We start from the raw sequence: 23,088 nt of genomic DNA, 5'->3' as shown, positions 1-23,088 counted from the left end.
GGGCCGGCGGCATGTCCGCCAGGGCGGTTCAGGGCGACGACCCGAACTCCGGCTTGGACCCGAACTCCGGTTTGGGCGCGAGCTTCGGCTTGGATCCGAACTCGGCCGTGGACATGGAGAACCTCGCCTACGTCATCTACACCTCCGGGTCGACCGGGACGCCCAAGGGCGTGATGATCCGTCATCAGGCGATCTGCAACCGGCTGCGCTGGCAGGTCGACCTGCTGGGTCTCACGGGCGACGACGTCGTCCTGCACAAGGCGCCGCTGAGCATCGACATATCGATCAATGAGATCTTCCTGCCGCTGGTCGCCGGGGCGCGCATCGTGATCGTGCCGCCTGGGGCCGAGGCGGATCCGGGCGCGCTGCTCGAGATCATTTACGCGCATTCGGTGACGTTCTGCTATGTCGGGCCGTCCATGCTCGGGGCGATGCTTGAGCGTCCGGACGCTCGAGCGGCGGGACGTTCGTTGCGGCACGTCTGGTGCGGGGGCGAGGTCCTGCGCGACGAGGCATACCGGCGCTTGCGGGAGCGGTGGCGGGCCCGGCTGTACCACGGCTACGGGCCCGCCGAGGCGACGATCGGCGTCTCCTGCCGGGTGTTCGACCCGGACCAGGCCACCGCCCGCGTGTCGATCGGCCGGCCGAACCCGAACACCCAGATCCGGGTCCTGGACGCCGAGTACAACCCGGTACCCCTCGGCGTGGTCGGCGAGCTGTTCATCAGCGGGTTGCCGCTGGCCCGGGGCTACCTCAACGACCTGCGCCGCACCGCGGACCAGTTCTGCCCGACCCGTTCAGTTCGGAATCCGGCAGCCGGATGTACGCCACCGGGGACCTGGGCCGGTTCCGCGCAGACGGAGAGATCGAGTTTCTCGGCCGGGCCGACAACCAGGTGAAGATTCGCGGCTTCCGGGTGGAGCTGGAGGAGATCGAGAACGTGCTGTGCGGCCAGCCCGGAATCCGCCAGGCCGCCGTCGTCGTCCCCGGCGAGGCCGGGGAGGACGACGAGCTGCGGGCGTACTGCGTGCGCGCGGGGGCGAGCGGGCCGCCGAACCTGCGCGCCTGCCTGGCCGAACGGCTGCCGGAGCACATGGTCCCGGACACCTTCGTCGATGTCGCCGAGCTGCCGCTGACCGCGGCCGGCAAGATCGACCGGCGCGCGCTCGCCGCACCTGCCCCCCCACCGCAGCCGCAGCCGCAGCCAACGACCATTCCCGCTGGAGGAAGAACTCGATGATTTCGGACCAGACCACGGCGCCGCCCGGGTTCGACGACCTGGCTCGCCGGGTGGAGGCCGCCCAGCACGGTCCGGGCGCGCACGCGTTGGTGCGCTCGTTCGCGTCGAACCCCGCCTTCCGCCCGGCGCAGTGGGAGGAGCTGACCACCGAGGACGATCCGTACCGCCGCCTGGTCCGACCCGCCGACCTGGCCTGGCTGGACTACGCCACCGCGCTGGGGCCGGACGACACGCTCAAGCTCTCGGGCCTGCTCGGGCACCGGATGCTGCGCAACATCTACGATGCGGACCTGCTGTATCTGCCGCCGAACCGGAACGCGGCGGCCGATCGTGACGGCGCGGACTTCTACGGCGCGGCGAACCGGCTGCGCGGCGCGCTAGCCCAGCCGATCCTCGAACGCCACCTGTTCTCGTTCCTGGCGCACCAGCGCCCGAACCCACCGGCCGGTCTGTCCGTCGCCGGGTTGCTGGGCGAGCTGCGCGGCTACTGGGAGGAACGCCGGGACCGTCCGGGGGACGCGTTCGCGGTGCTGCGTGGCACCCGAGACCGGCGCGAGGCGACGACCTTCGCGCTGGTGCAGCTCTCGGCGTTCCTGCCCGCGGTACGCGCGGCGCCCGCCCGCGCGTCGCTCGGCGAGTACAACCCCACCCAACCGGTCGCCCGGGAACTGCTGCTCGACGACTATCGGCGCTGGGTGGCGGACTCGGATGCCTGGACGACGCTGCTCGCCGCGGCCGGGCTCACCCCGACGGTCGGGGCGTACTGGCAGCTCTGCCTGAACACCTCGTTGGCCCGCGGCAACTATCTTCACCACCTGTCCCGCGCGCCGCACCGGCACGCCGAACTGGTCGGCGCGTTCGTGCACCAGCGCATCGACGACGCGGTCGTCGCCACCGCCTGGGCGGACGCGGTCGAAGGCGGCCTCGGCGAGCAGCCGGCCTTCTTCACCTCGCGACCGCCGACGTTGCTCCCGGCCGTCCTGGACGACCTGGTCGACACGCTGCTCACCCCGCTGGTCGCGCTGTCGGGCGACGCGGCCCTGACCGCCTTCCGTGCCGGTTTCACCGACGCCGCCGAGCTCGCCCGCCGGTGGGACCGTGACCTCGCCGAGCAGTTGGCCTGGGCGGACTCGATCGAGGAGCACAAGGCGAAGGCGCGGGACATCGACACCTACCTCACGACCGAGGGGATCGAGGTGGACCTGGACACGTTCGTCGAGTCGTGTGACGAGACGTCGACGACGCACGTCCACGACGAGCACCGGCTGGTCATGATCGAGTCGGGTGACATGCACTTCTGGAACAACGTCACCCACAAGATCGCGTTGAGCGACGGCGACAAGATTCTCATTCCCAAGTCGCGGCTGCACGGATCCACGGTGCTGTCCGGATCGTGCACCTACCACCAGCCGATCATCCCGGACGACATGTACCTGAAGTTCTGATCGGGCCCGGACCTGCCCGACGCCGGCATTGATGGTTCTCGCTTCACCGTGCACAGATGGGAATGGTTGTGAGCCTGCGCTTTGAGGAATCCGCGCCGCCGGCCGGGTCGGCCGACCCGCCGACGACGCTCGAAGGCTGCAACGACGTCAGCCTGCCCGCGCTGACCACGACCGTCGCCGATCTGTTCACCGCCCAGGTGCGACGCTCACCGGACGCACCTGCCCTCGTGGCACCCGGGGTGCGGCTGACCTACGCCGAGCTCGGCGCCAGGCTGTTCCAGCTCGCCCGGGCGCTGCGGGCCCGGGGTCTCGGGCCGGAGGACATCGTCGGCATCCGGCTGGTCCGATCCGCGGAGATGATCGTCGCAGTGCTGGCGGTCATGGTCGCGGGCGGAGCGTTCGTCCCGGTCGAGCCGTCCTGGCCCGACCAGCGGCGCCGGCGGGTGCTGGCCGATGCGCGGGCCCGGCTGATCGTGACCGGTCCGGACGCGCCGACGCCGTCCGGCGGGCTGGTGGACTCGGGCGGGCTGGTGGACGGGGTGCCGGCCGTGCCAGTCGATCTCGGCGCCTGGGCCTGGGGCGCCGAATCGCCCGAGCCGCTCGACCTGCCGATCCCGCCGGCGGGGCTGGCTTACGTGATCTTCATGTCCGGGTCGGCCGGGACTCCCAAGGGCGTGATGATCCGCCATGACGCGATCGCCGAACGGCTGCGCTGGCAGGTGACGGATCTGTTCACCTTCGGCGCGGACGACGCGTCCCTGTTCAAGGCGCCGTTGTCGTTCGACATCTCGATCAACGAGATTCTGCTTCCGCTCGTCTGCGGCGGCCGGGTGGTCGTCGCGGAACCGGACGGTGAGCTGGACCCGGGATACCTGCTCGACCTCATCGAGGGCGAGCGGGTCACCTTCGTCTATCTGGTGTCGTCGATGCTGGACATTCTGTTGGAGGCGGCGGAGGGGAGGCCGGCGCTCAGCTCGTTGCGGCATGTCTGGTGCGGTGGCGAGGTGCTGACCCCGGCGCTTTTCGGCCGCTTCCGCGCCCAGGTCGACACCGCGCTCTACCACGGGTACGGCCCGGCCGAAACGACGATCGGCGTCTCCCACGTGATCTATCGGGACAGTGCCGAGCGGCTCGCAGCCTCGATCGGCCGACCGAATCCGCACACCCAGCTCCACGTCCTCGATGACGCGCTGACCCCCGTGCCGTCCGGCGCGGTCGGCGAGCTGTACGTGGCCGGTTTTCTGCTCGGCCGCGGTTATGTGAACAACGGGGCGCTGACCGCGTCGCGCTTTGTCGCCAACCCGTTCGCCGGTGATGGCGCGCGGATGTACCGGACCGGGGACCTCGCCCGGTGGAACAGCGCAGGCTGGCTGGAGTTCGTCGGCCGCGCCGACAACCAGGTGAAGATCCGCGGGATGCGCCTTGAGCTGGAGGAGGTCGAGGCGGCGCTGGCCGAGCATCCCCAGGTACGGCGGGCGGCGGTCGTGCTGTCCCGCGACGCCGCCGCGCCCCGTCTGCTCGCCTTCGTCGTCGCCGATGCCGTCGTCGCCGATGCCGCCGCCGTTCCCGATGCCGATCGGGCCGGTGGCGTGACGCTCGCCGGCGAAGTGCTGGCCTGGTGCGCCGACCTGCTGCCCCAGTACATGGTTCCGAGCGTCGTGACGGTGGTCGACACCCTCCCCGTCACCGCCGGTGGGAAGGCGGACCGCCGAGCACTCACGGTGTCGCCGCCCGCGGCTGCAGCGGCTCACGGACCTACCGGCGCGGTGGGCTCCTGATCGTCGCGGCGCAACCGCCAGCCGCGGGCGCGTTCGCGCCAGAATGCGGCGTACCGCCCGTCCTGGGCCAGGAGCTCGTCGTGCCGGCCGCACTCGACGACCCGGCCGCCGTCGAGGACGGCGATCTGGTCGGCCCGGACGATCGTGTCCAGCCGGTGCGCGATGACCAGGACCGTGCGGTGGACGGCGAGCTCGGCCAGGGCGGCGTGCACGGCGGTCTCGTTCTCGGTGTCGAGGGAGGCCGTGGCTTCGTCGAGGAGCACGATCGGCGCGTCCTTGCACAGGGCGCGGGCGATGGCGACGCGCTGGCGTTCGCCGCCGGACAGCAGCTGGCCGCCCTCGCCGACGCGGCTGGCCCAGCCGTCCGGCAGCCGGGCGACGATCGCGTCGACCCGCGCGCGGTGCGCCGCGTCGCGGACCTGCTCCGGGGTCGCGTCGGGGTTGCCGAAGCGGATGTTGTCCTCGACGGTGCCGTCGAGCAGGTAGACGTCCTGGAACACGAACGCGATGTGGTTGAGCAGCTCGCCGCTGGTGAGGTCGCGGACGTCGACGCCGCCGACGCGCACCGAACCGGAGCCGACGTCGAAGAAGCGGGCGATCAGCTTGGTGACGGTGGTCTTCCCCCCGCCGGAGGGGCCGACGAGCGCGGTGGTGCGCCCGGCCGGGATCGTCAGCGTCAGGCCGCTGAGCACCTTGGGGCTGAGCGCCTCGGGGCCCGGCGCTTCGGGACGCAGGTCCTGGGGGCCGCCGGGGTAGGCGAAGTGGACGTCGGTGAGCTCGATCCCGGCATGGTCGATCCGGCGGCTGGTCACGGGTTCCGGGAGTGGCTCGACCGCCAGGAGCTCATCGATCCGCCGGGGGCGGAGGCCTGGGCGGAGCGCAACGCGGCGCTGAGGCCGACCAGGGCGTCGAGTGGGCGCAGCAGGCTGATGCCCAGCACGACAAGGACGATCATCCGGGTCGGGCTGAGGTGATGATGCGTGGCCAGCGCGAGGCCGGCGAGGAACAGGGCGGTGAAGGCCAGCTGGATGCCGAGCTCACCGAGGTATTCGCCTGGTAGTGAGCCGACGACCTCGCGCCGGGCCGCGCGGTGCTGGGCGGCCAGCGCCGAGTCCAGCGCCGCCCGGCCGGCGGCGGTGTTGCCGGTGGCCCGCAGCGTCGGCTGGGCGCCGGCGAACTCGACCAGCCGGCCGCCGGCCTCGACGGTGGCGGCGTGGTTGGCCGCCTCGGTGCGCTCGGTGAGGCGGCTGCCGACCGAGAGCGCGACGAGCACGACCGGGACGGCGAGCAGCGCGGCGAGCCCGATCCGCCAGTCGAAGCCGACCAGGAACACCCCGATCGTGACCGGGGTCAGGACCGCGCCGATCAGGGCCTCGGCGAGGAAGACGGTGGTGGCGATGCGCGAGACGTCACCGATGATCAGTTGCGGGACCTGGCCGGCCGACGGACCGTCGAACCAGCCCAGCGGCAACGTCGGAAGCTTGTCGCCGATCCGCGCGTAGAGTGCGCGCCGCCAGGCCGAGGACAGCCGCAGCGCCCGCGATCCCAGGTAGTAGTGCGCGAACCAGCCGGCCGCCGCCGCGGCGGTGAGCGGGATCAGCCACCGGGCCGCGGTGGCCGTGCGGCCGTCGATCAGGGCGGTCAGCAGCGGGACGAGCACTGCGAAGGCGACGCCCTCGCTGACGGCGTAGCCGGCCACGGCCGCCAGGTACCGGCCGAGGGGCCGGTGCTGGTCGGCCGGGACGAGGCCGCGCAGGTGGCCGGTCACGCCCGACCGCCCTGCTGTGCCTGCTGTGCCTGCCAGAGCCGGGCGTAGCGGCCGCCGGCGGCGAGCAGCTCGTCGTGGCGACCGTGCTCGAGCAGGCGTCCGTCGTCGAGGACCAGGATCTGGTCGGTCTCGGTGACCGTGTACAGGCGATGCGCGATCACGAGCAGGGTCCGGTCGGCGGCCAGTTCGGCCAGCGCGTCCTGGATCGCGGCCTCGGAGTCGGGATCGGCGAACGCGGTGGCCTCGTCGAGGAGCACGATCGGTGTGCCGGCCAGCAGGGTGCGGGCGATCGCGACCCGCTGCGCCTGTCCGCCGGAAAGGTGAGCGTCCTCGCCGACCACCGAGTCGTAGCCTCGCGGCAGCGCGCGGATGCGGTCGTCGACGGCAGCCGCGCGGGCGGCGGCGCGCACCGCCTCCTCGGACGCCTCGGGGACGGCCAGAGCGATGTTGTCGCGGATCGAGCGGCGCAGCAGGACGACGTCCTGCAGCAGGAAGCCGACGTGGCGGTACAGGTCGTCCCGGTCGAGGTCGCGCAGGTCGACTCCGCCGAGGCGGATGGCGCCCCCGGTGACGTCGGCGAAGCGGGCCAGCAGCATCGCCAGCGTCGACTTCCCGGCCCCGGACGGGCCGACCAGCGCAAGTCACCGTGCCCGGCCGCAGCGTCGCGCTGACGCCGCGCAGGACGACGTGTCCGTCCGGGTAGCTGAAGTGGACGTCGTCGAGCTCCACCGTCAGCGGGGTGCCCACCGGACGGGCACGTCCGGGTTCGAGGACGGGCTGGCGGGGCTCGCGCAGCAGGTTGCCGATGCGGCCTGCCGCGTCCCGGGAGCGTTCCCGCAGGTCCTGGGCCAGGTAGATCGGGGTGATCTGGTCGAACAGCCCGACCACCGAGGACGCTGAAGGCCACGAGGTCCACCGGATCGCTCCACCCGGCCGCCACCAGCCCGGTGCCGACGGCGGCAACCACAAACACGATGGTCGCCGGGGCCACCGTCGCCCGGGCCACGCCGCGGGGCCGCAGGAAGATGCGCTGGGCCTGCTCGTCGGCATCGGCATACTCGGCCGCGGAGGCGGTGAACCGGGGCGCGCCCCGGCCGCGGGCGAACGCCTTGACGACGCTGATGCCCCGGACCGTCTCGAGCACGGCCGCGGTCAGCTCGTCGTTGGCCGCGGCGATACGGCTGACCTGATCGCTCGCGCGGACCGCGAGCCGCATCCGGATCGCCTGGGCTGCGGCGACGAGCGCCACCGTGACCAGTGCCAACGGCCAGTCGACCCAGAGCAGGTAGCCGACCACCACCGCCGGGCCGGCCACCGCCGAAGCCAGCTCCCCGCGGGCGTGGGCCACCGCGTGATGCAGCGTCGCCACGTCGTCCTGCACCGTCGCGCGGATCCGGGCCGAGACCCCGCCGGCGAACCAGCTCAGCGGTAGCGCGCTCACCTGCTCGGTGAGGCGACGGCGCAGCAGGTAGGCGAGGTCCGCGTCGGCGAGATGGCTGAGCAGGTTCGCCGCGGCGTACAGCGCGAAGCGCGCCACGAGCAGGCCGACCGCGAGCCAGGCCAGCGGCCACACGGGCCGCCCCGGTCCGCTCAGCAGCCGCCGCGCGATCTCCACCAGCACGACCGTCGGGGCGATCGCCAGCATCGTGGCCAGAGCCTGCAGCGCGGCCGCCAGCGTGACCCGACCTCGGACGGGACGTCGCAGCTCGGCCAGGTCGAGTGCGGCGGGGTCGGTCGCCATCAGGTGGCTGGGGCCGACGGCGAGGCCAAGGCCCCGGTCAACCCGTGGGGCGGGGCGGGTCGCGGCACTGGATCACTCCTCACAACCGATCTACGGGATGTTGAAGAGGTTAGGCTAACCTCATCCCATGTGCGCGGGATGGCGGTCCGGTGCTCGCGCCCCGCTGTCCGACCTGGGTGTCCCGCCTTCTGGGATCCGCTCACGGAGTCGAGTCACCCCGTCCATGGGTTGACGAGGCCGGAGTACTTAGGTTAACAATACCTAACTTTTATGGGCAGGCAACCGCTGCTTGCCGTCTCCGACCATGCGGGTACGCCACGGCATGCGGATGATCACGACAAACGAGAAAGTTGTGCTGGTGCGAAGAAGACTGAAACTGCTGGTCGCGGTGTTCCTGGCCGTCGCGGCGCTGGCTGTCGCAGCCGGCTGCGACAGCAGTGGCGGCGGCGGGACGTCGGCTGCGGCGAGCTCGTCGAGCGCCGCCTTTCCGGTGACGCTGAAGAACAAGTTCGGCACCGCGATCGTCAAGTCCCAGCCGAAGCGGATCATTGCATTCGGCTATGAGGAGGACACGCTGGCGACGCTCGGCATCACGCCGATCGCGTACGCGAAGAACGAGTACAAGTCCGACGGCGTCTTCCCCTGGCTGCAGGGGAAGATCGATCTGTCGAAGAGCGCCGCCCTCGACACCAGTGGGGACCTCAACCTCGAGCAGATCGCCGCGCTGCGCCCCGACCTGATCCTGGCCACGAACTTCTACAGCTTGGCCGACTACTACGACCGGCTCTCCAAGATCGCGCCGACCGTCGGCTACACCGACGACGCCGGCATCGCGACCTGGCAGGAGAACAGCACCATCATCGGCAAGGCCGTCGGCCGGAACGCCGACGTCCAGAAGGCGATCGCCGGAACTGCAAAGATCGTCCAGGGGGTCCAGGGGGTCCAGGGGGTCCAGGACGGCCTGCCCGGCCTGGCCGGCAGGACGTTCAGTTACTCCTTCTACTACGAGCCGGGTGGCCTGGCGGTCATCGATGACCCGAAGACGGTGTCGGTCCAGCTCTACGGCGAGCTCGGCATGAAGCTCGCGCCGGGGGTGACGACCAACGTGGTGGACCGGTCGCTGAGCATGGAGAAGATCGAAGCCCTGGACGCCGACTTCCTGCTGATCGGCTTCGCCACCCCGGCGCTGAAGACCGAGATGAACGCCAACAAGCTGTTCGCCGCGATCCCGGCGGTCAAGGCCGGCCGGGTCCTGCAGGTGGACGCCTTCATAGCGGGTGCGGTCAACAACCCGACGATCCTCAACATCCCGTGGCAGCTCGACCAGCTCAGGCCGACCCTGACGAAGGTCGCCGCGACCAGCTGACCTCCCGGACCCGGGGCTCGTGCGGCGCGCGCCCGCCACCGCACGCCGCACGAGCCCCGCTCCTCCCGGACGTCAGATCCGCGGGCGTCAGATCTGACCGGGGTCGATCTCCCTCGGGAGGGGAGCCGGGACCCTGACCATGCCGGGACCCTGACCATGCCCGGCGATGACGGCCCCGTGCTGGGAGGGGCGGTCGAGGAACGGTGTGGAACTACGGCCCCGGCTGGGAGGCGGTCCTGCTCGACGCCTACGGCGTGGACCCGGACGACGACCGCATCGCCTACTACCGCCGGCTGTGGCGCCTCGGTCCCTGACCCGCGGCGCAAGCCGCGTACCCCGGGCCTTGCCTTGCCCTTCCGCAGAGACGAATCGGGCGCGTAAGCCCGGAATGTCCTGTTCGGCTGGTAGTGTCCGCGACGGCAACGTTTGCGGGGTGCCTCGGGTGACCGGGGAGAATCGGGAAGCCGGTGCGAGTCCGGCACGGGCCCGCCGCGGTAACCGGGAAGCCGCCGTCCACGCGCGTCGCGCAGCCACTGGGCCTCCGGGCCTGGGAAGGCGGACGGCCTGGCGTTGATCCGGGAGTCCGAAGACCGGCCCCGCCTCGACGCCGCCCGCCCCTGCGCGGGTGGCCGGACAGCGGGAGCCTGCCTTGCCCAGCCATCACGACACCGGCACCACCCCCCGACCGGACTCCCCGGCATCGCCGGTCCCGACGGCCCGATCGGGCCCCGCGACCGGCTCGGGTGCCGACGCCCTCTACGACGCGATCCACCGTCGGCGCGACGTGCGCGGTCAGTTCACCGGGGCGCCGATCCCCGCCGACGTCCTCGGGCGCATCCTCGCCGCCGCCCACGCCGCGCCGAGCGTCGGGCTCAGCCAGCCCTGGGACTTCATCCGCGTCACCGACGACCGGACCCGCCGAGCCTTCCACGCGCACGTGCAGCACGAACGGACGGTGTTCGCCGCGACGCTGGCCGGTGAGCGCGCCGAACGTTTCGGCGGGATCCGGATCGACGGCATCCTGGCGGCGTCGATGTCACTGGTCGTCACCTATGACCCGGCGCGTGGGGAGCCGGCGGTCCTCGGCCGGCACGCCATCGCCGACGCGGGCCTGTACTCGGTGTGCCTGGCCATCGAGAACCTGTGGCTCGCCGCGACCGCCGAGGGCCTGGGGGTCGGCTGGGTCTCGTTCTACCGGGAGCCGTTCGTCCAGGAGCTGCTCGGCATCCCCGCCGGGATCCGCCCGGTTGCCTGGCTGTGCGTCGGCCCCGTGACCCATCTGGAGACCACACCTGACCTGGAACGACACGGCTGGGCACGGCGACGCCCCCTCGCCGACGCCGTCCACGCCGAACGCTGGCGCGGTCGCGACGATCAGCTACCGGTCGGATCTCGACGCGGGTGAGGCCACGGGCGGGGCGTCGGCTGGGGGGTGGGGCCTGGCCCGCAGGCCGTCGAGCAGGACCGTCGTGAGCGGGTCGTCGGGGCGGGCGCCGGGGCGGCAGACCGCCGTGTTGAGCAGTCCGACGACCTGCTCGCCGGTGAGGTCGGCTCGCAGCGACCCCTCGCGCTGGGCGTCCTCGACCATTGCCTGGAACATCGTGTTCAGCTCCTCGGCCAGGGCGGCGACGACGGGGTCGACCTGCGATCCGTCGGCCAGCGACTTGATCAGGGCGAGGGGCAGGCCGGCGCACCTGTCCACCATCCGGACCAGTGCCTGCCAGCGTGGCGCGGGGGAGGCCAGCTCGGACCGGCCCGCGGCGAGCAGCGTGCGCAGCGCGCCGGCGGCGACGGAGTCCAGCAGCGCCTGACGGTCGAGGAAGTGGCGGTAGAGGGTGCCGACGCCGAGACCGGCGGCGCGGGCGATTTCCTCCATGGAGACGGCCGCCCCATGACGGGCCAGGAGATCGAGTGCGGTGGTCGCGATGAGCTCGCGGTTGCGCTGCGCATCGGCTCGCACGGCCCGCTCCCTCCCCCCACCGCTCTTCGGCCTTCCGGTCAAACGGAGCCGAATATTCAGCTTAGTGTAGCGTTCCAACCTGAACCGGAAGGGCCGGTTCAGGTTGGAGTGATCATAAAGATCGGGCTTTACCTCGGTGGCGGCGGTCCGAGCCCGCAAGTCCTGATCGATCAGGTCCGGAGTGCGGCCCGAAGGGGACTCGACAGCGCGTTCATCAGCCAGCTGACGTCGTGGGACGCACTCACCGTCGGGGCGCTCGCCGCGGCCGCGGTTCCCGGGATCGAGCTGGGAACCGCGGTCGTCCAGACCTACCCCCGCCACCCGCTGGCATTGGCCGGCCAGGCGCTCACGGTGCAGGCCGTAGCGACGTCGGGCTTCACGCTGGGCATCGGACCGAGCCATCCACAGTTCATCGAGGGGCAGTTCGGTTACCGCTACGACCGCCCGGCCCGCCACATCCGGGAGTACCTGAGCGCGCTGCTCCCGCTGCTGCGCGGCGAGGCGGTCGACGTCCACGGGGAGACCGTCACCGCGGTGGGCCGGCTCGACGTCCCGGCGGCCACCCCACCGTCCGTGCTCCTGTCCGCGTTGGGACCGGTGATGCTGCAGATCGCCGGAGAACTGACCGACGGCGCGGTGACGGTGTGGCCGGGCCCGCAGACCGTCGGCGACCACATCGTGCCGGCGATCACCCGGGCGGCGGCGGCCGCGGGCCGACCGGCGCCGCGAGTCGTGTCCGGAGTGATCGTCTGCGTCGCCGCCGATCCGGACCGGGCCCGCGCCGAGGTGGCGGCGCAGGTGGGCTTCGCCTCCGACCTGCCCGCCTACCGCGCCATCCTGGATCGCCAGGGCCTCGCCGGCGTGCACGAGACGGTCGTCGCAGGCACGGCGGAGGTCGTCGAACGGGCCCTGCGCCGCTACGCCGACGCCGGCGCGACCGAACTGATCGTGAGCCTGATCGGCGCCCCGCAGGAGCAGGTGCGTACCCTCGACGTTGTCGCGGCCCTGCGCTCGGCCGGCTGACCACCTGCCCTGACCACCTGCCTGCCCGCCCCGCCTCGCCCGCCTCGCCCGCTCGGACCACCTCTGGGTGCCCACGGCCCGATCGGGGGTCCCCCGATCGGGCCAATGCCCGGTTCGCCGGAGCCGGGCGCGGCAGCCGCCACCGCCGACGCGCTCGGGGCCGTCCTGGCCGTTGAATGCTCGGGGCCACCCGTCGAGGTCCGGCGAGAGGCCGGCATCAGCGTGTCCGGCGCCCCCTCGCCAACCTGGACATGGACATCGCGCTCGTCACGGTAGGGCGTTCGTCAATGTCGGGATGGCCACGGTCGCGTTGGCCGGCTGCTCATGGTCCTCGGACGTCGCCCGGGCCGGGGCGGCGTGGGCCGGCCCGGCGATCGGGCGCGTGACCTTATACCCCGAGCGCGCTGTTTCCCCCGGTGATGAAAACCATATCTGCCCAGTTCCTCCTGCTCTCCAACGTCCGGCATTCTGACCAGGGACATCGCACACAGGAACCGCGGGTACCAGCTTCGGCCCGCGGGCACGCCTTTACCGGGAATGAAGGCGGTCCGCCGATGCCGGCGCGGAGATGACGACGTGTGCGTAGAACATGGGGTAACCCTTTCGGGCAGTGGATCGGGGCACGAATGCCGCGCCGAAATGACGGACGCACCGCCGTCCGCCGTTCACCGGCCGTGGCAACTCCGCGATCCGCGGAATGCGTGGGTCTGGCGTGATCGCGGCTGCACGGCCTGCCGTCGACTGCGCCGTCCTCGGCGCGGTCGCTGCTACAAGACGGGACCGGACGGTGCGCCGCGGGGGATGCTCGCAGTTCCGCCTGGAACCCACAGTGAAGCGGTGATGGCGTCGAGTGGCTAGAAGGCTGGGAAGTTCCTACACCCTGGAAGACCGCATCGGTCGGGGCGGTATGGGCGAGGTGTGGCGCGGCCACGACGAGGCGGGCAATGTTCTCGCCTTCAAACTCCTGCTGCCCCACTTCACGTCGGATCCGGGGGTGGTCGCCCGATTCATGCGTGAGCGCGCGATCCTCATCCGGGTCCAGTCGCCTTATGTGGTGGCCATTCATGATCTGGTGGCCGAACGCGGCGACCTGGCCATCGTGATGGAGTTCATCGAGGGTTCGGATCTGCGTCGGGAGTTGCAGCGGCGCCGCACGATGCCGCCCACGGAGGCGGTCGGCCTTATGATCGACATTCTCGCCGGGCTCGGGGCGGCCCATCGACTCGGCATCGTCCACCGCGATCTCAAACCCGAGAACGTGCTGCTCGACCGCAGCGAGGAACGGTTCCGGCCGAAGATCTCGGACTTCGGCGTCGCCGGCCTGACGGCGTCCGCAGCGACGAGGTTGACCATTCCTGGCGGGATGCTCGGCACCCCTCTGTATATGGCCCCCGAAAGCGTCGACGGTGGCCCCATCGGGCCGGCCGCGGACATCTACGCCGCCGGCACCATGCTGTACGAGATGCTCTGTGGTGTCGCGCCGTTCGCCGGCCGGGAGATGCTGTCCATCCTGCGGGCCCACGCCGATCTGGCGCCGGGCCGGCCCATAGGCATCCCCGACGAGCTGTGGGCCGTGGTGGTCGCGATGCCCGCCAAGAACCCGGACGAGCGCCCCGGTGTGGATCGGCTGCAGGCGTTGCTGCCAGGCCTGGTGGGTCTGCCGGCACTGCCACCGCTGCGTACCCCGCCATCCTCGGCATTCTCGGCGTCCTACGCGTCCTACGCGTCCTCGATGGCCTCGGCGTCCTCGGCGGCGGCAACCGTGGTGATCGCAGGCCGTCCGAGTGGCCCGGCTGGGCCATCCGGGGCGGGACCTGCTGCCTCGGCGGGATCCTGCGAACCGGTGGGATGGTTCACCCCGTCCGGGCCACCCTCTCCGGGTGAGCCTGCCGTGTTGGCAGCTCCGATCGACTCGGCGGACGGGGAGTTCGACGATCCGATCACCACGCCGGTGCCGGTGTACCTGCCCGTAGGGGCAGTGTCGCCGGGATCCGGTGGGCTGGCCCCGCCCGGCTTGCCGGATCGGCGCAGTGCCGACCCGGCGACGCCCACCGCCCCGGCGAAGGCTGCCGATCTGGCGAAGGCTGCTGCCCCGGCGAAGGCTGCTGTCCCGGCGGAGGCACCCGACATGGCGACGACCCAGGTTTCGGCGCGCCCGGCCGGTGCGGTGCAGCCCGGTCGGGTGAGTGCGAGCCTGGCCGGTTCGGGGAAGGCACCGCGGTCCGGCCCGGTGGGTACGGGTCTGCCGGGCGAGAGCACCGGGGTGCCGCCAGTGCGGAGACCGCCCGATCCGGCGGGGGCCGGGATGACCGCAGGGAGATCCGACGAGTCGGGTGACGGGACCCCGGATGCGCCCGGTCGGCGGCGGTCCCGAATCCTGGCCGGGCGGCGTGGCCCTGCTGCTCGGCCTCGCCACCGCGGCTGTCGCCGCGGCGGCAATCCCCTCCGACGGTTCGGACCCGGCCCCCGCATCGTCCGCCCGGGTGACCGCCAGCACCGCCGGTGCGTCCCCGAGCGCCGGCCTCACCACCCCAGGGCCGATCGGTGCCGGCGGTGGGGGCGGCAGCTGGTCCGGCTTTGCGGTGGCGCCGGGTGCGAGCGCGGGGGGCATGCTCGCCGCCCCCGGAGCTCCCGTTCCGGGCGCCTCTGTTCCCGGTGGCGCTGGGGGACCCGGCCCGGCCTCGGGATCCGCAGGATCGCCGTCGCCGTCCCCGGGTGGGGCGCCGCCCAGCCTGGGTGGCACCGTCACGCCACCGCCACCGGTTCCGCCCGCGACACGCTCGCCGACCCCCGCGCCGCCGTCACCGTCAGCGGAGCCCTCGTCCAGTCCGCCGACGCCCAAGCTCACGCCGAAACCCAAGCCGACAAAGACCTGCAAGGGGTCCTGCGGCAGCTCCCCGTCCAGCCGGCCCTCGCCCTAGGAGCCACCCACCGGTGCTCCGTGAGCCACTACGCCGAGTAGCGGACCGCGCGATTCCCCGCGAGACCATGGTCATCCGGATGTGCTTCGGGTCGTGTGGGCCGAGAGTGCTAGAGGTTGATGACGGGCCCCCTGGCCCTTGGAACCGTCATCAACCCCCAGCATGTCTCTGCGCACACCTGAGTAGGCAAGGATGCCGGCGGTCTCGCGGCGGCCAGGATCCCGAGCCGCGAGCTACCGATCATCCGGAACCGTGGCGCGGCCCCGACCGCTCTGTCGCAGAAGGAACACCCAGAGCTCACTTGTCTAACAGGCGGGCGGCGGAGCCGTCGCCGTGCCTGCCAGCCCGGCTGTCGGGCAGCTCGTGGGCGAGGCCGGGGCCGAGGCACTCGCCGACGGCGACGGCTCGCCGCTCGGGGAGGCACCGGACGTCGGCGTCGGCCGCTCGGTCTGCGGTGAACTCGGTTCGATGCTCGGCGGGACGGTCGCCGTGGCCTGGTCCTGCGGAGCTGTCGGGTGGGGCTGCGGCCCGCCGGACAAGGGCTCAGCGGCCGACGGCGGAGGTAGCGGCCCGTGAGCCCGGCCTGCGGGCGTCCGCCGCGGCCCGCCGGGCCCCAGCGGATCGGAGCGGATGCCCGGGGCCGGTGCTGTCCAACGTCGGCACACCCGGCGGCTCCACCTGCGGATCCGAGCCGCCGGTGCCGACGATGACTGCGATGATGCCGACCAGCAGGACGACCAACAGCGCCCCGCCGGCCAGCGGGACAGACCGCCGCCACGGCGGGGGCAACCAGCCGAACGCGGCGTCCAGCGGGCTTGCGCCGCGGGCCATCCCACCCGCGACTCCCGCGCCGACGCGCGGGCCGCTGGAACCTCCCGTGCCGGTGCGCTGGGCGCCGGAACCCGACGCGGCGGCCAACGCGAGGCGTCCGGCAGACGGGCGGCGCTCGGTCGGGTGCGAGACGTCGACGAGCTGGCGCCCGAGCGGATCCGGGCCGTCGGCGGCCGGCGCCCCGTCGCCGCCCGCGGTGGCATCGGACCAGGGTGGCACGGGGAAGGTGCCGATGGAGCGGTCGCTGCCCGGCGGCGGGGTGGGGCGCAGGGCCAGCGGGTGAGTCGGCTGGTCGGGCTGGTCGGGATCGAGTGCCGCACCGGCTCCCGCGGCCCCGGCCGCCCCGATGGCACGGACATTGCCGGCGGCACGGACATTGCCGGCGGCGACGGCGGCGACGGCGGCGCCGGCCTCGTCGGGGGCGGCGAGCGGCGGACGGGACTGCCAGGGGGTGAGGGCCAGCACGGCGGCCCGGTCGGCGTCCGCGGGCGTGGCGACCCGCGGGTCGGCGACGAGTCGGCGGACGAGGTCGGCCGCGCTCGGTCGATCCTCCGGGCGGCGGGTGAGCGCGGCGCGCACCAGCGGGGGGAGCCCGTCGGGCACCCCGGCGATGTCCGGCGGGCGGTCCTGGCGCATCCGGGTCAACACGTCGGCCTGATCCGAGTCGAACGGTGGATGGCCGGTGGCCGCATACGTCACGCAGGCGCCCCAGGCGAAGATGTCCGCCGGCGGCCCGGCCCGTTCGCCGCGCAGCTGCTCGGGGGCCATCCAGGCCAGTGTTCCGATGAGGATCCCGGTGCGGGTGTGGCTGGGCACTCCGGTGGCGCGGGCGATGCCGAAGTCGATGACCTTCGGGCCGTCCCAGGCCAGCAGGATGTTCGACGGCTTGAGGTCGCGGTGCACGACCCCGGCGGCGTGGATGGCGATCAGGGCGTCGGCCAGTCCGACGCTGAAGCCGTGCAGCAGCCGCTCCTCCATCCGCCCGTGGCGCAGCACCGCGTCCGCGAGGCTGGTCCCCTCCACGTACTCGGTCGCGAGCCAGGGGGCGACGGCCTCCGGGTCGGCGTCGAGCACCGCGGCCACCGCGCGGCCGTGCACGCGCCGGGCGGCGGCGACCTCGCGGCGGAAGCGTTCGCGGAACTTGGGGTCATCGGCAAACCGGGCGTCGGGCACCTTCACCGCCACGGCCCGCCCGTCGGCGTTGAACCCCAGGTAGACGGTGCCCATGCCGCCCGCGCCAATCCGATTGTGGATGGCGAAGGGGCCGACCCGGCGCGGGTCGTCCTCGACCAGCGGTGTCAACATCGTGACGCCGCCCCGGCCGCCCGCCCCCACCGGCACCGTGTCCGCCGCCGGGTCCGGTGACGCCACCCGGACCGCCCGACCTGCGCCGAAATGGTCACTCCCCTGATCAGCGTGGGCCCGGGCTGGCCCGCCGCCCGTGGGCCGCCCGCCGGGGCCGCCCTGTTCGCCGCAGGACCGTGTTCCCCGAACCGTAATGCTTCCAGGGAACCGTAATGCTTCCAGCCGTCTGAATGCGGCCGGTCGCTGGGGTGGGCGCGTCGTCCCCGGCGGCCGACCACGGCCCGACTACCGTCGGCTGCCGGCGGCGTTCGGATCATTCGACGGGATCGGGTCGAGGGTGATGAGACTTGTCCCGTTCCAGCGGAAGCGTACGTCGGCGTGGCCGGACGGGGAGCTGATCGAGTCCTGCGGGTCGTAGGTGTCATAGCGCAGCACGACCTCGTGGTCGTTGCGCTGGTTGTGGAAGGCGACGTGGGCGCTCGGCGCCGAGGTGTCGGTGCCGCGGTACTTGCCGTCGGCGAAGACGAAGGCGAGCTGGCGGGGCGTGTCGCCGGCCGCAGGCGCGGTGCTGATCACCACGCTGAGCTGGCGATCCTCCTGGCAGGTGCGCATGTCCGGCTCGTAGCCTTCGTTGCGCACGAGGGTCGCCGCGTCGTCGGTGGACAGCGTCGCGGGACTCGCCGACGCCGACGGCGACGGGCTGAGCGAGGGCGAGAGGGGCTCTGCGGCGGGGAGGTGACGCCCGTGCCCGGTGCCGCGCCGCCCGGTGCCGTGCCCGCCGTGCCGTCCGCGCCCTGCGTGGTCCCGACGGGCGGGGCGGTGTTGTCGTCGTTCCCACCGCCGCCGCTGAGCGCGACGGCTGCCGCGATCCCGCCGCCGAGCAGCAGCGCGATCAGGATGGCGACCGCGACGACCGCGCCGCGTTGGCCGCCTCCCGAACCGCGCCCGCCTCCTGAACCGCCGTAGCGGTTCCCGGCCTGGTTGTCATATCCGGTGTCGTAGCCGGTGCGGCCGTCGTAGCCCGGCGGGGCGTTGTAGGACGACCGGGGATCGTAGGACGACCGGGGATCGCGCACCGTCGGATCCGGGTAGGCCGCGCCGGCGGGTTCGGGGCGTCCTGCGACCGGGCCATACCCGGCGTTGCGCAGCCCCCGGGGCGGGCCGGCGTCCGGCGGCAGGGTGGGCGGCAGGGACCACACCTGGGCCAGGGCGGTCTCGCTGGCCTCGTCCGAGTCGGCGGGGGACCGCACGGCGCGCCCGAGGAGCCGGGCGAGCAGCTCGGTCGCCGTGGGCCGGCGGGCGGGCTCCTTGTCCAGCGTGGCGCGCACGACGCCGAGCAGGTCGGCCGGCAGGTCGCCGAGGTCGGGTTCGGCGGTGAGGATCTGCATGCCGACCGCCTCGGCGCGTTCACCCCGGAACGGGGGGCGCCCGGCGGCGGCGAACGCGACGCAGGCGCCCCAGGCGAAGATGTCGGCCGGCGGCCCGGCCCGGTCGCCGCGCAGCTGCTCGGGGGCCATCCAGACCAGCGTGCCGATCAGCATCCCGGTGCGGGTGTGGCTGGTGCTGTCCCCCGCGTGGGCGATGCCGAAATCGATGACCTTCGGCCCGTCCCAGGCCAGCAGGATGTCGCAGGTTTGAGGTCGCGGTGCACCACGCCGGCGGCGTGGATGGCGACGAGGGCGTCGGCGAGCCCGATCGCCAGCCCATGGACCAAGCGGTCGTCGAGCTCACCTCGGGTGGCGACGGCGTCCGCGAGGCTGCGGCCCTCGACGTACTCGGTGGCCATCCAGGGGCGCTCGCCGGTCAGGTCGGCGTCGAGCACCGCCGCCACGGAGCTGCCCCGCACGCGCCGGGCGGCGGCGACCTCGTGGCGGAACCGGGAGCGGAACTCGGGGTTGTCGGCGAGCCCGGCGGAGGGGATCTTGACGGCGACCGGTTTGCCGTCGTCGCCGAAGCCGAGGTAGACGACGCCCATGCCACCGGCGCCGATGCGGTTCGCCAGCCGGAAAGGTCCGATGCGGTCTGGGTCGTCCGAGGTCAGGGGCGTCAGCACACCGCTTCCTATTCTCCGAGCTCTCCGCCGGCGGGTGGGTGGTGCGGGGATCGACGGGGCCGGGGGAGGCTATCCGATCACGCATTGGTGGGGCACGCCCCGGGGCAGTGCAGGGAATGAGCCGATTGTCTCCCGGCGCGGTGGTGATCCTCACCCGCTCGTCGGTCAATCACGCTCCGCTTATCTTTAAGGCACTCTCCGTGTCAGAGGTGTCCGAGGTGGTCGATGTGACGAATCGTCGGCTGGATCTGCCATCAACGGGATGATCAGATCGCAATCTGAGGCAATACAAGAATATTGAAGATTCAATGCGACTTTCGAGGGAAGATATTCGCCAGGGTTGAGGTCGCGCGGGCGGGTGCCGCTCGCCGCGATCGGTAACGGAGGGAGTCTGGATGGCTGTCCGCGTTCCACGAACCACCGGGCGCCCGGCCCGCCTGCCCGGATCCGGCGCCCTGGCCGAATCCACCGTCCATCTCGTCGAGCCCGCGGCGGTGCCGGTCGGGCCGCCCGTGGCGGCGGGTGACGTGCTGGCCGTCCTGCGCCGTCACGTGCTCGTCGACGGCCTGGACGTGGTCTGTGATCTGGCCGAGAGCGCCGGCAGCGTCCTGGTCGACGCCCGCGACGGCCGGCGCTACCTCGATCTCTACAGCTTCTTAGCGTCGGCGCCGCTCGGAGTGAACCCGCCCGAGCTGGCCGGCGACCCGCGTTTCGTTGATCGGCTGGGCCGCGTCGCGGTCAACAAGCCGGCGAACCCGGACATCGCCACCGCCGCCTACGCCGAGTTCGTGCGCACCTTCGCCCGCGTCCTCGGCGACCCCGAGCTCCCGCACCTGTTCTTCGTCGAGGGTGGCGCGCTGGCGGTGGAGAACGCGCTCAAGTGCGCGTTCGACTGGAAGAGCCGGCACAACGCCGCTCACGGCCGGCCCGCCCGACTCGGTCGCCGCGTGCTGCACCTGCGCCACGCCTTCCATGGGCGCAGCGGCTACACGCTGTCGGTCACCAACACCGATCCGGTCAAGACCGACCGGTTCCCCGTGTTCGACTGGCCGCGCATCGACTGCCCGGCGATGACCTTCCCCTGCACCGGCGCCGCCCTCGACGCCGTCGTCGCGGCGGAGCGTGCCGCGCTGGCGCAGGCCGAGGCGGCCTTCGCCGCCCACCCGCACGACATCGCCTGCTTCCTCGCCGAGCCGATCCAGGGCGAGGGCGGCGACAACCACCTGCGCGCCGAGTTCCTCGCCGCCATGGCCGCGCTGTGCCTGCGCCACGACGCACTGTTCGTTCTCGACGAGGTCCAGACCGGGGTCGGCGCGACCGGGTCGGCCTGGGCCTACCAGCAGCTCGGCCTGCGTCCCGACATCGTCGCGTTCGGCAAGAAGGTCCAGCTCGGCGGGATCATGGCCGGGCGGCGGGTGGACGAGGTCGCCGCCAACGTCCTCGCCGTCCCCGGCCGGATCAGCTCCACCTGGAGCGGCGGCCTCGTCGACATGGTCCGCGCGACCCGGATCCTGGAGGTCATCGAGGCGCGGGGGCTCATCGGGCGGGCCGGTGAGCTCGGCGCCGGCCTGCTGACCGAGCTGACCGCGCTCGCGGCGGCCCATCCCGGGCTGCTGACCAACCCGCGCGGGCGGGGCCTGCTGTGCGCGGTCGACCTGCCCGACCGGGCCACGCGCGACGAGGTGCTGCGCCGGCTGCGGATCCGCGAACATGTCCTCGCGTTGCCCGCGGGCGTCTCCACCCTGCGTTTCCGCCCGGCGCTGACGGTCAGCGCCGACCAGCTCAGCACCGGTGTCACCGCGCTTGCCCGGGTCGTCGCCAACCTGGCGGAGGGGAGCCTCTCATGACGCTGGTGCGGCCGTGGCGCGTCAGCGCCCGCATCGACGGACGTACGCACGGCCTGTGCGCGACCGTCGGGGATTCCGCCGGCGGCGCCGAGGTCGAGCCGGCGCCGGTCCGCGTCGTCGCCTCGACCGACCCGGCCCACCTCGACGACGTCGTCGCCGAGGTGGAACTCGCCGGCCCTGAGACCATCCTCGCCGCCGCCGTCGCCGCGCAGGCGGCCGCACGGTCGTGGGCCGCGGTGCCGGCCCCCGTGCGCGGGTCGGTGATCGGCAGCTTCGGCCGGCTCGTCGCGGACAACGCCGACGCCCTCGTCCGGCTGGTGACCCGCGAGGTCGGCAAGCCCGCCGCCGAGGCCCGCGGCGAGGTCCAGGAGATCATCGACACCTGCGAGTTCTTCCGCGGTGAGGGTCGGCGGCTCTACGGACAGACCGTGCCGTCGGAGATGTCGGACCGCCAGCTGTTCACCTTCCGCGAACCCCTCGGGGTGATGATGGTGATCACCGCCGGGAACTTCCCGGTGGCGGTGCCGTCCTGGTATCTGGTGCCGGCGCTGGTCGCCGGGAACACGGTGGTGTGGAAGCCGGCCGAGTACGCCGCCGCCTGCGCGCAGGCGATGGTGGAGCTGCTGACCGCCGCCGGGGTGCCCGCGGGTGCGGTGAACCTCGTCCCCGCCGACGGCCGGGCGACGGCGGCGGGCCTGGAACGGGCGCTGGCCGCCGGGGCGGTGGACAAGGTCGGCTTCACCGGATCCACCGAGGTCGGCCGGTCCATCGGCGCCCTGTGCGGGCGGCACCTGCAGACGCCATGCCTGGAGCTCGGCGGCAAGAACCCGATGGTCGTCACGGCCGACGCCGACCTCGACGCCGCCGTCGAGGCGGCCGTGTTCGCCGGGTTCGGCACCGCCGGGCAGCGCTGCACCTCGCTCGGCACGGCGATCGTGCACGAGTCGGTGCACGCCGCGTTCGTCCGCCGCCTCGATGCCGCCGTGTCCGCCGCGGTCATCGGCGACCCCACCGGCGACGTGCTCTACGGGCCGCTGCTCGACGCCCGGTTCGCCGCCGGCTTCGAGCGCCACCTCACTCTGCTGCGCGAGCACCACCGCCTGTCCGGCTCCACCGCACTCGGCCGCATCACCGCAACCGCTCCGCGACGGGGCTTCGTCGGCGACCCCGACCGCGGGCTCTACTACCATCCGCTGATCGTCGACGGGGTCCGCCCCGATGACGAGCTGTTCCGCGAGGAGACTTTCGGTCCGATTGTCGGCGTTACCACCTATTGTGACCTCGACGAGGCGATCGAGCTGGCGAACCTGCCCGGCTACGGCCTGTCGTCGTCGATCTACACCGCGGACGCGGCGAGTGCGTTGCGGTTCCGCCGTGGGGTGCGCGCCGGGATGGTCAGCGTCAACGGGTCGACGACCGGCGCCGAGGCGCACCTGCCCTTCGGCGGCAACGGCCGCTCCGGCAACGGCAGCCGCCAGTCCGGGATCTGGATGCTCGACCAGGTCACCCGCTGGCAGTCGCTGAGCTGGGACTACTCCGGCCGGCTGCAGCGCGCCCAGCTCGACACCGTGGTGCCCGCCGCCGACCTGACCTTCCGCCTGCCCGGCTGACCCGCCTGCCCGCCTGCGGGCTTCCTCGGGTGCCCGGTGGATGTCCGAGGTGTCCGATAGGGACCGTCCTGTCACCTGGTGTTCGAATGCGCGTCGACTACGGGCCGGCCGGTTTCCGTACGGTTGGCCGGGCCGGCTGCCCCGGCTCTGCGGATCCGCGCTGACGGCCGGTGCCGCCTGGGTGGGAACAGCCACCCGGT

At 72.8% G+C, this 23,088-nt stretch carries 17 protein-coding genes, 2 pseudogenes and 1 riboswitch; of the genes and pseudogenes, 12 read left to right on the top strand and 7 right to left on the bottom strand.

Features of this window, described 5'->3' with window-relative positions; translation table 11 throughout:
- From G6R25_RS02960 to G6R25_RS02945, 4 genes are all read left to right on the top strand, one after another.
- A partial coding sequence (locus G6R25_RS02960; RefSeq protein ID WP_205446824.1) for an AMP-binding protein occupies window positions 1-899 on the top strand: 899 nt, incomplete at its 5' end.
- Window positions 896-1,240, top strand: a complete 345-nt coding sequence (locus G6R25_RS02955; RefSeq protein WP_163551590.1) for an AMP-binding enzyme — start codon at window positions 896-898, stop codon at window positions 1,238-1,240. The genes G6R25_RS02960 and G6R25_RS02955, both read left to right, overlap by 4 nt.
- Window positions 1,237-2,685, top strand: coding sequence for a cupin domain-containing protein (locus tag G6R25_RS02950; RefSeq protein WP_163551589.1), 1,449 nt, complete (start codon window positions 1,237-1,239; stop codon window positions 2,683-2,685). Before G6R25_RS02955 ends, G6R25_RS02950 begins: the two co-directional genes overlap by 4 nt.
- A gap of 56 nt (window positions 2,686-2,741) precedes the next feature.
- Window positions 2,742-4,463: an amino acid adenylation domain-containing protein gene (locus tag G6R25_RS02945; RefSeq protein ID WP_163551588.1), complete on the top strand. Its 1,722-nt coding sequence runs from the start codon at window positions 2,742-2,744 to the stop codon at window positions 4,461-4,463.
- On the opposite strand, the gene G6R25_RS26075 is transcribed toward G6R25_RS02945, so the two are convergent.
- From G6R25_RS26075 to G6R25_RS29270, 3 genes are read right to left on the bottom strand one after another with little or no spacing between them, the layout of a single operon-like run.
- Complete coding sequence (locus tag G6R25_RS26075) at window positions 4,433-5,275, bottom strand: ABC transporter ATP-binding protein (protein ID WP_235947271.1); 843 nt, start codon at window positions 5,273-5,275, stop codon at window positions 4,433-4,435. The two genes, G6R25_RS02945 and G6R25_RS26075, sit on opposite strands and share 31 nt — an antisense overlap.
- On the bottom strand, window positions 5,272-6,231 hold the full coding sequence (locus G6R25_RS26070) for an ABC transporter transmembrane domain-containing protein (RefSeq protein ID WP_235947267.1): 960 nt from the start codon (window positions 6,229-6,231) through the stop codon (window positions 5,272-5,274). Before G6R25_RS26070 ends, G6R25_RS26075 begins: the two co-directional genes overlap by 4 nt.
- Window positions 6,228-6,827, bottom strand: a complete 600-nt coding sequence (locus tag G6R25_RS29270; RefSeq protein WP_272871445.1) for an ATP-binding cassette domain-containing protein — start codon at window positions 6,825-6,827, stop codon at window positions 6,228-6,230. The genes G6R25_RS26070 and G6R25_RS29270 overlap by 4 nt, the downstream gene beginning before the upstream one ends.
- Between G6R25_RS29270 and G6R25_RS26055 the strand changes: the two genes are divergently transcribed.
- A complete protein-coding gene (locus G6R25_RS26055) occupies window positions 6,799-7,131 on the top strand; it encodes a hypothetical protein (RefSeq protein WP_235947264.1) in 333 nt (110 codons plus the stop codon). The two genes, G6R25_RS29270 and G6R25_RS26055, sit on opposite strands and share 29 nt — an antisense overlap.
- 49 nt (window positions 7,132-7,180) lie before the next feature.
- Here the strand turns inward: G6R25_RS26055 and G6R25_RS26050 are convergent.
- A pseudogene (locus G6R25_RS26050) lies at window positions 7,181-7,876 on the bottom strand (ABC transporter transmembrane domain-containing protein); the annotation flags it as partial.
- 454 nt (window positions 7,877-8,330) lie between these two features.
- On the opposite strand from G6R25_RS26050, the gene G6R25_RS02930 reads away from it, so the two are divergent.
- The gene (locus G6R25_RS02930) at window positions 8,331-9,338 is read left to right on the top strand and encodes an ABC transporter substrate-binding protein (protein WP_235947261.1); all 1,008 of its coding nucleotides are present in this window, start codon (window positions 8,331-8,333) and stop codon (window positions 9,336-9,338) included.
- A gap of 416 nt (window positions 9,339-9,754) precedes the next feature.
- Window positions 9,755-9,951, top strand: a riboswitch (cobalamin riboswitch).
- A gap of 36 nt (window positions 9,952-9,987) precedes the next feature.
- Window positions 9,988-10,743 (top strand): 5,6-dimethylbenzimidazole synthase, encoded by a 756-nt coding sequence (gene bluB / locus G6R25_RS02920; RefSeq protein ID WP_268904084.1) that lies wholly within the window; start codon window positions 9,988-9,990, stop codon window positions 10,741-10,743.
- Here bluB and G6R25_RS02915 read toward each other — a convergent pair.
- On the bottom strand, window positions 10,717-11,298 hold the full coding sequence (locus G6R25_RS02915; RefSeq protein ID WP_163551587.1) for a TetR/AcrR family transcriptional regulator: 582 nt from the start codon (window positions 11,296-11,298) through the stop codon (window positions 10,717-10,719). The two genes, bluB and G6R25_RS02915, sit on opposite strands and share 27 nt — an antisense overlap.
- A 114-nt stretch (window positions 11,299-11,412) precedes the next feature.
- Here G6R25_RS02915 and G6R25_RS02910 point away from each other — a divergent pair, with 114 nt between their 5' ends.
- From G6R25_RS02910 to G6R25_RS26045, 3 genes are all read left to right on the top strand, one after another.
- Window positions 11,413-12,321 (top strand): TIGR03564 family F420-dependent LLM class oxidoreductase, encoded by a 909-nt coding sequence (locus tag G6R25_RS02910; protein ID WP_163551600.1) that lies wholly within the window; start codon window positions 11,413-11,415, stop codon window positions 12,319-12,321.
- Between the two features lie 850 nt (window positions 12,322-13,171).
- Window positions 13,172-15,283: a serine/threonine-protein kinase gene (locus G6R25_RS24915; RefSeq protein WP_205446822.1), complete on the top strand. Its 2,112-nt coding sequence runs from the start codon at window positions 13,172-13,174 to the stop codon at window positions 15,281-15,283.
- 292 nt (window positions 15,284-15,575) lie between these two features.
- Window positions 15,576-15,818: a hypothetical protein gene (locus G6R25_RS26045; RefSeq protein WP_235947259.1), complete on the top strand. Its 243-nt coding sequence runs from the start codon at window positions 15,576-15,578 to the stop codon at window positions 15,816-15,818.
- Here G6R25_RS26045 and G6R25_RS02900 read toward each other — a convergent pair.
- Together G6R25_RS02900 and G6R25_RS30090 are read right to left on the bottom strand one after the other, a co-directional pair.
- Window positions 15,786-17,444, bottom strand: coding sequence for a serine/threonine-protein kinase (locus tag G6R25_RS02900; protein ID WP_235947256.1), 1,659 nt, complete (start codon window positions 17,442-17,444; stop codon window positions 15,786-15,788). The two genes, G6R25_RS26045 and G6R25_RS02900, sit on opposite strands and share 33 nt — an antisense overlap.
- 219 nt (window positions 17,445-17,663) lie before the next feature.
- Window positions 17,664-19,431 (bottom strand): annotated as a pseudogene (locus tag G6R25_RS30090) (protein kinase domain-containing protein).
- A 395-nt stretch (window positions 19,432-19,826) separates the two neighbouring features.
- Here G6R25_RS30090 and lat point away from each other — a divergent pair.
- On the top strand, window positions 19,827-21,278 hold the full coding sequence (lat, locus tag G6R25_RS02890; protein WP_163551585.1) for an L-lysine 6-transaminase: 1,452 nt from the start codon (window positions 19,827-19,829) through the stop codon (window positions 21,276-21,278).
- Window positions 21,275-22,888, top strand: coding sequence for an aldehyde dehydrogenase family protein (locus G6R25_RS02885; protein ID WP_163551584.1), 1,614 nt, complete (start codon window positions 21,275-21,277; stop codon window positions 22,886-22,888). The genes lat and G6R25_RS02885 overlap by 4 nt, the downstream gene beginning before the upstream one ends.
- Window positions 22,889-23,088 lie beyond the last annotated feature (200 nt).

The sequence above is a fragment of the Candidatus Frankia alpina genome (genome assembly GCF_902806485.1).
Classification (GTDB): Bacteria; Actinomycetota; Actinomycetes; order Frankiales; family Frankiaceae; genus Frankia; species Frankia alpina.
Note: the sequence above shows the minus strand (reverse complement) of the source record. Positions and strands in the feature narration are given on the sequence as shown.

Bases quoted from the DNA above. Each gene is read 5' to 3' on its own strand.
- G6R25_RS02950 (WP_163551589.1), top strand. From the start codon at position 1,237: ATGATTTCGGACCAGACCACGGCGCCGCCCGGGTTCGACGACCTGGCT.
- G6R25_RS02945 (WP_163551588.1), top strand. From the start codon at position 2,742: ATGGGAATGGTTGTGAGCCTGCGCTTTGAGGAATCCGCGCCGCCGGCC.
- G6R25_RS29270 (WP_272871445.1), bottom strand. From the start codon at position 6,827: ATGCTGCTGGCCCGCTTCGCCGACGTCACCGGGGGCGCCATCCGCCTC.
- lat (WP_163551585.1), top strand. From the start codon at position 19,827: ATGGCTGTCCGCGTTCCACGAACCACCGGGCGCCCGGCCCGCCTGCCC.
- G6R25_RS02885 (WP_163551584.1), top strand. From the start codon at position 21,275: ATGACGCTGGTGCGGCCGTGGCGCGTCAGCGCCCGCATCGACGGACGT.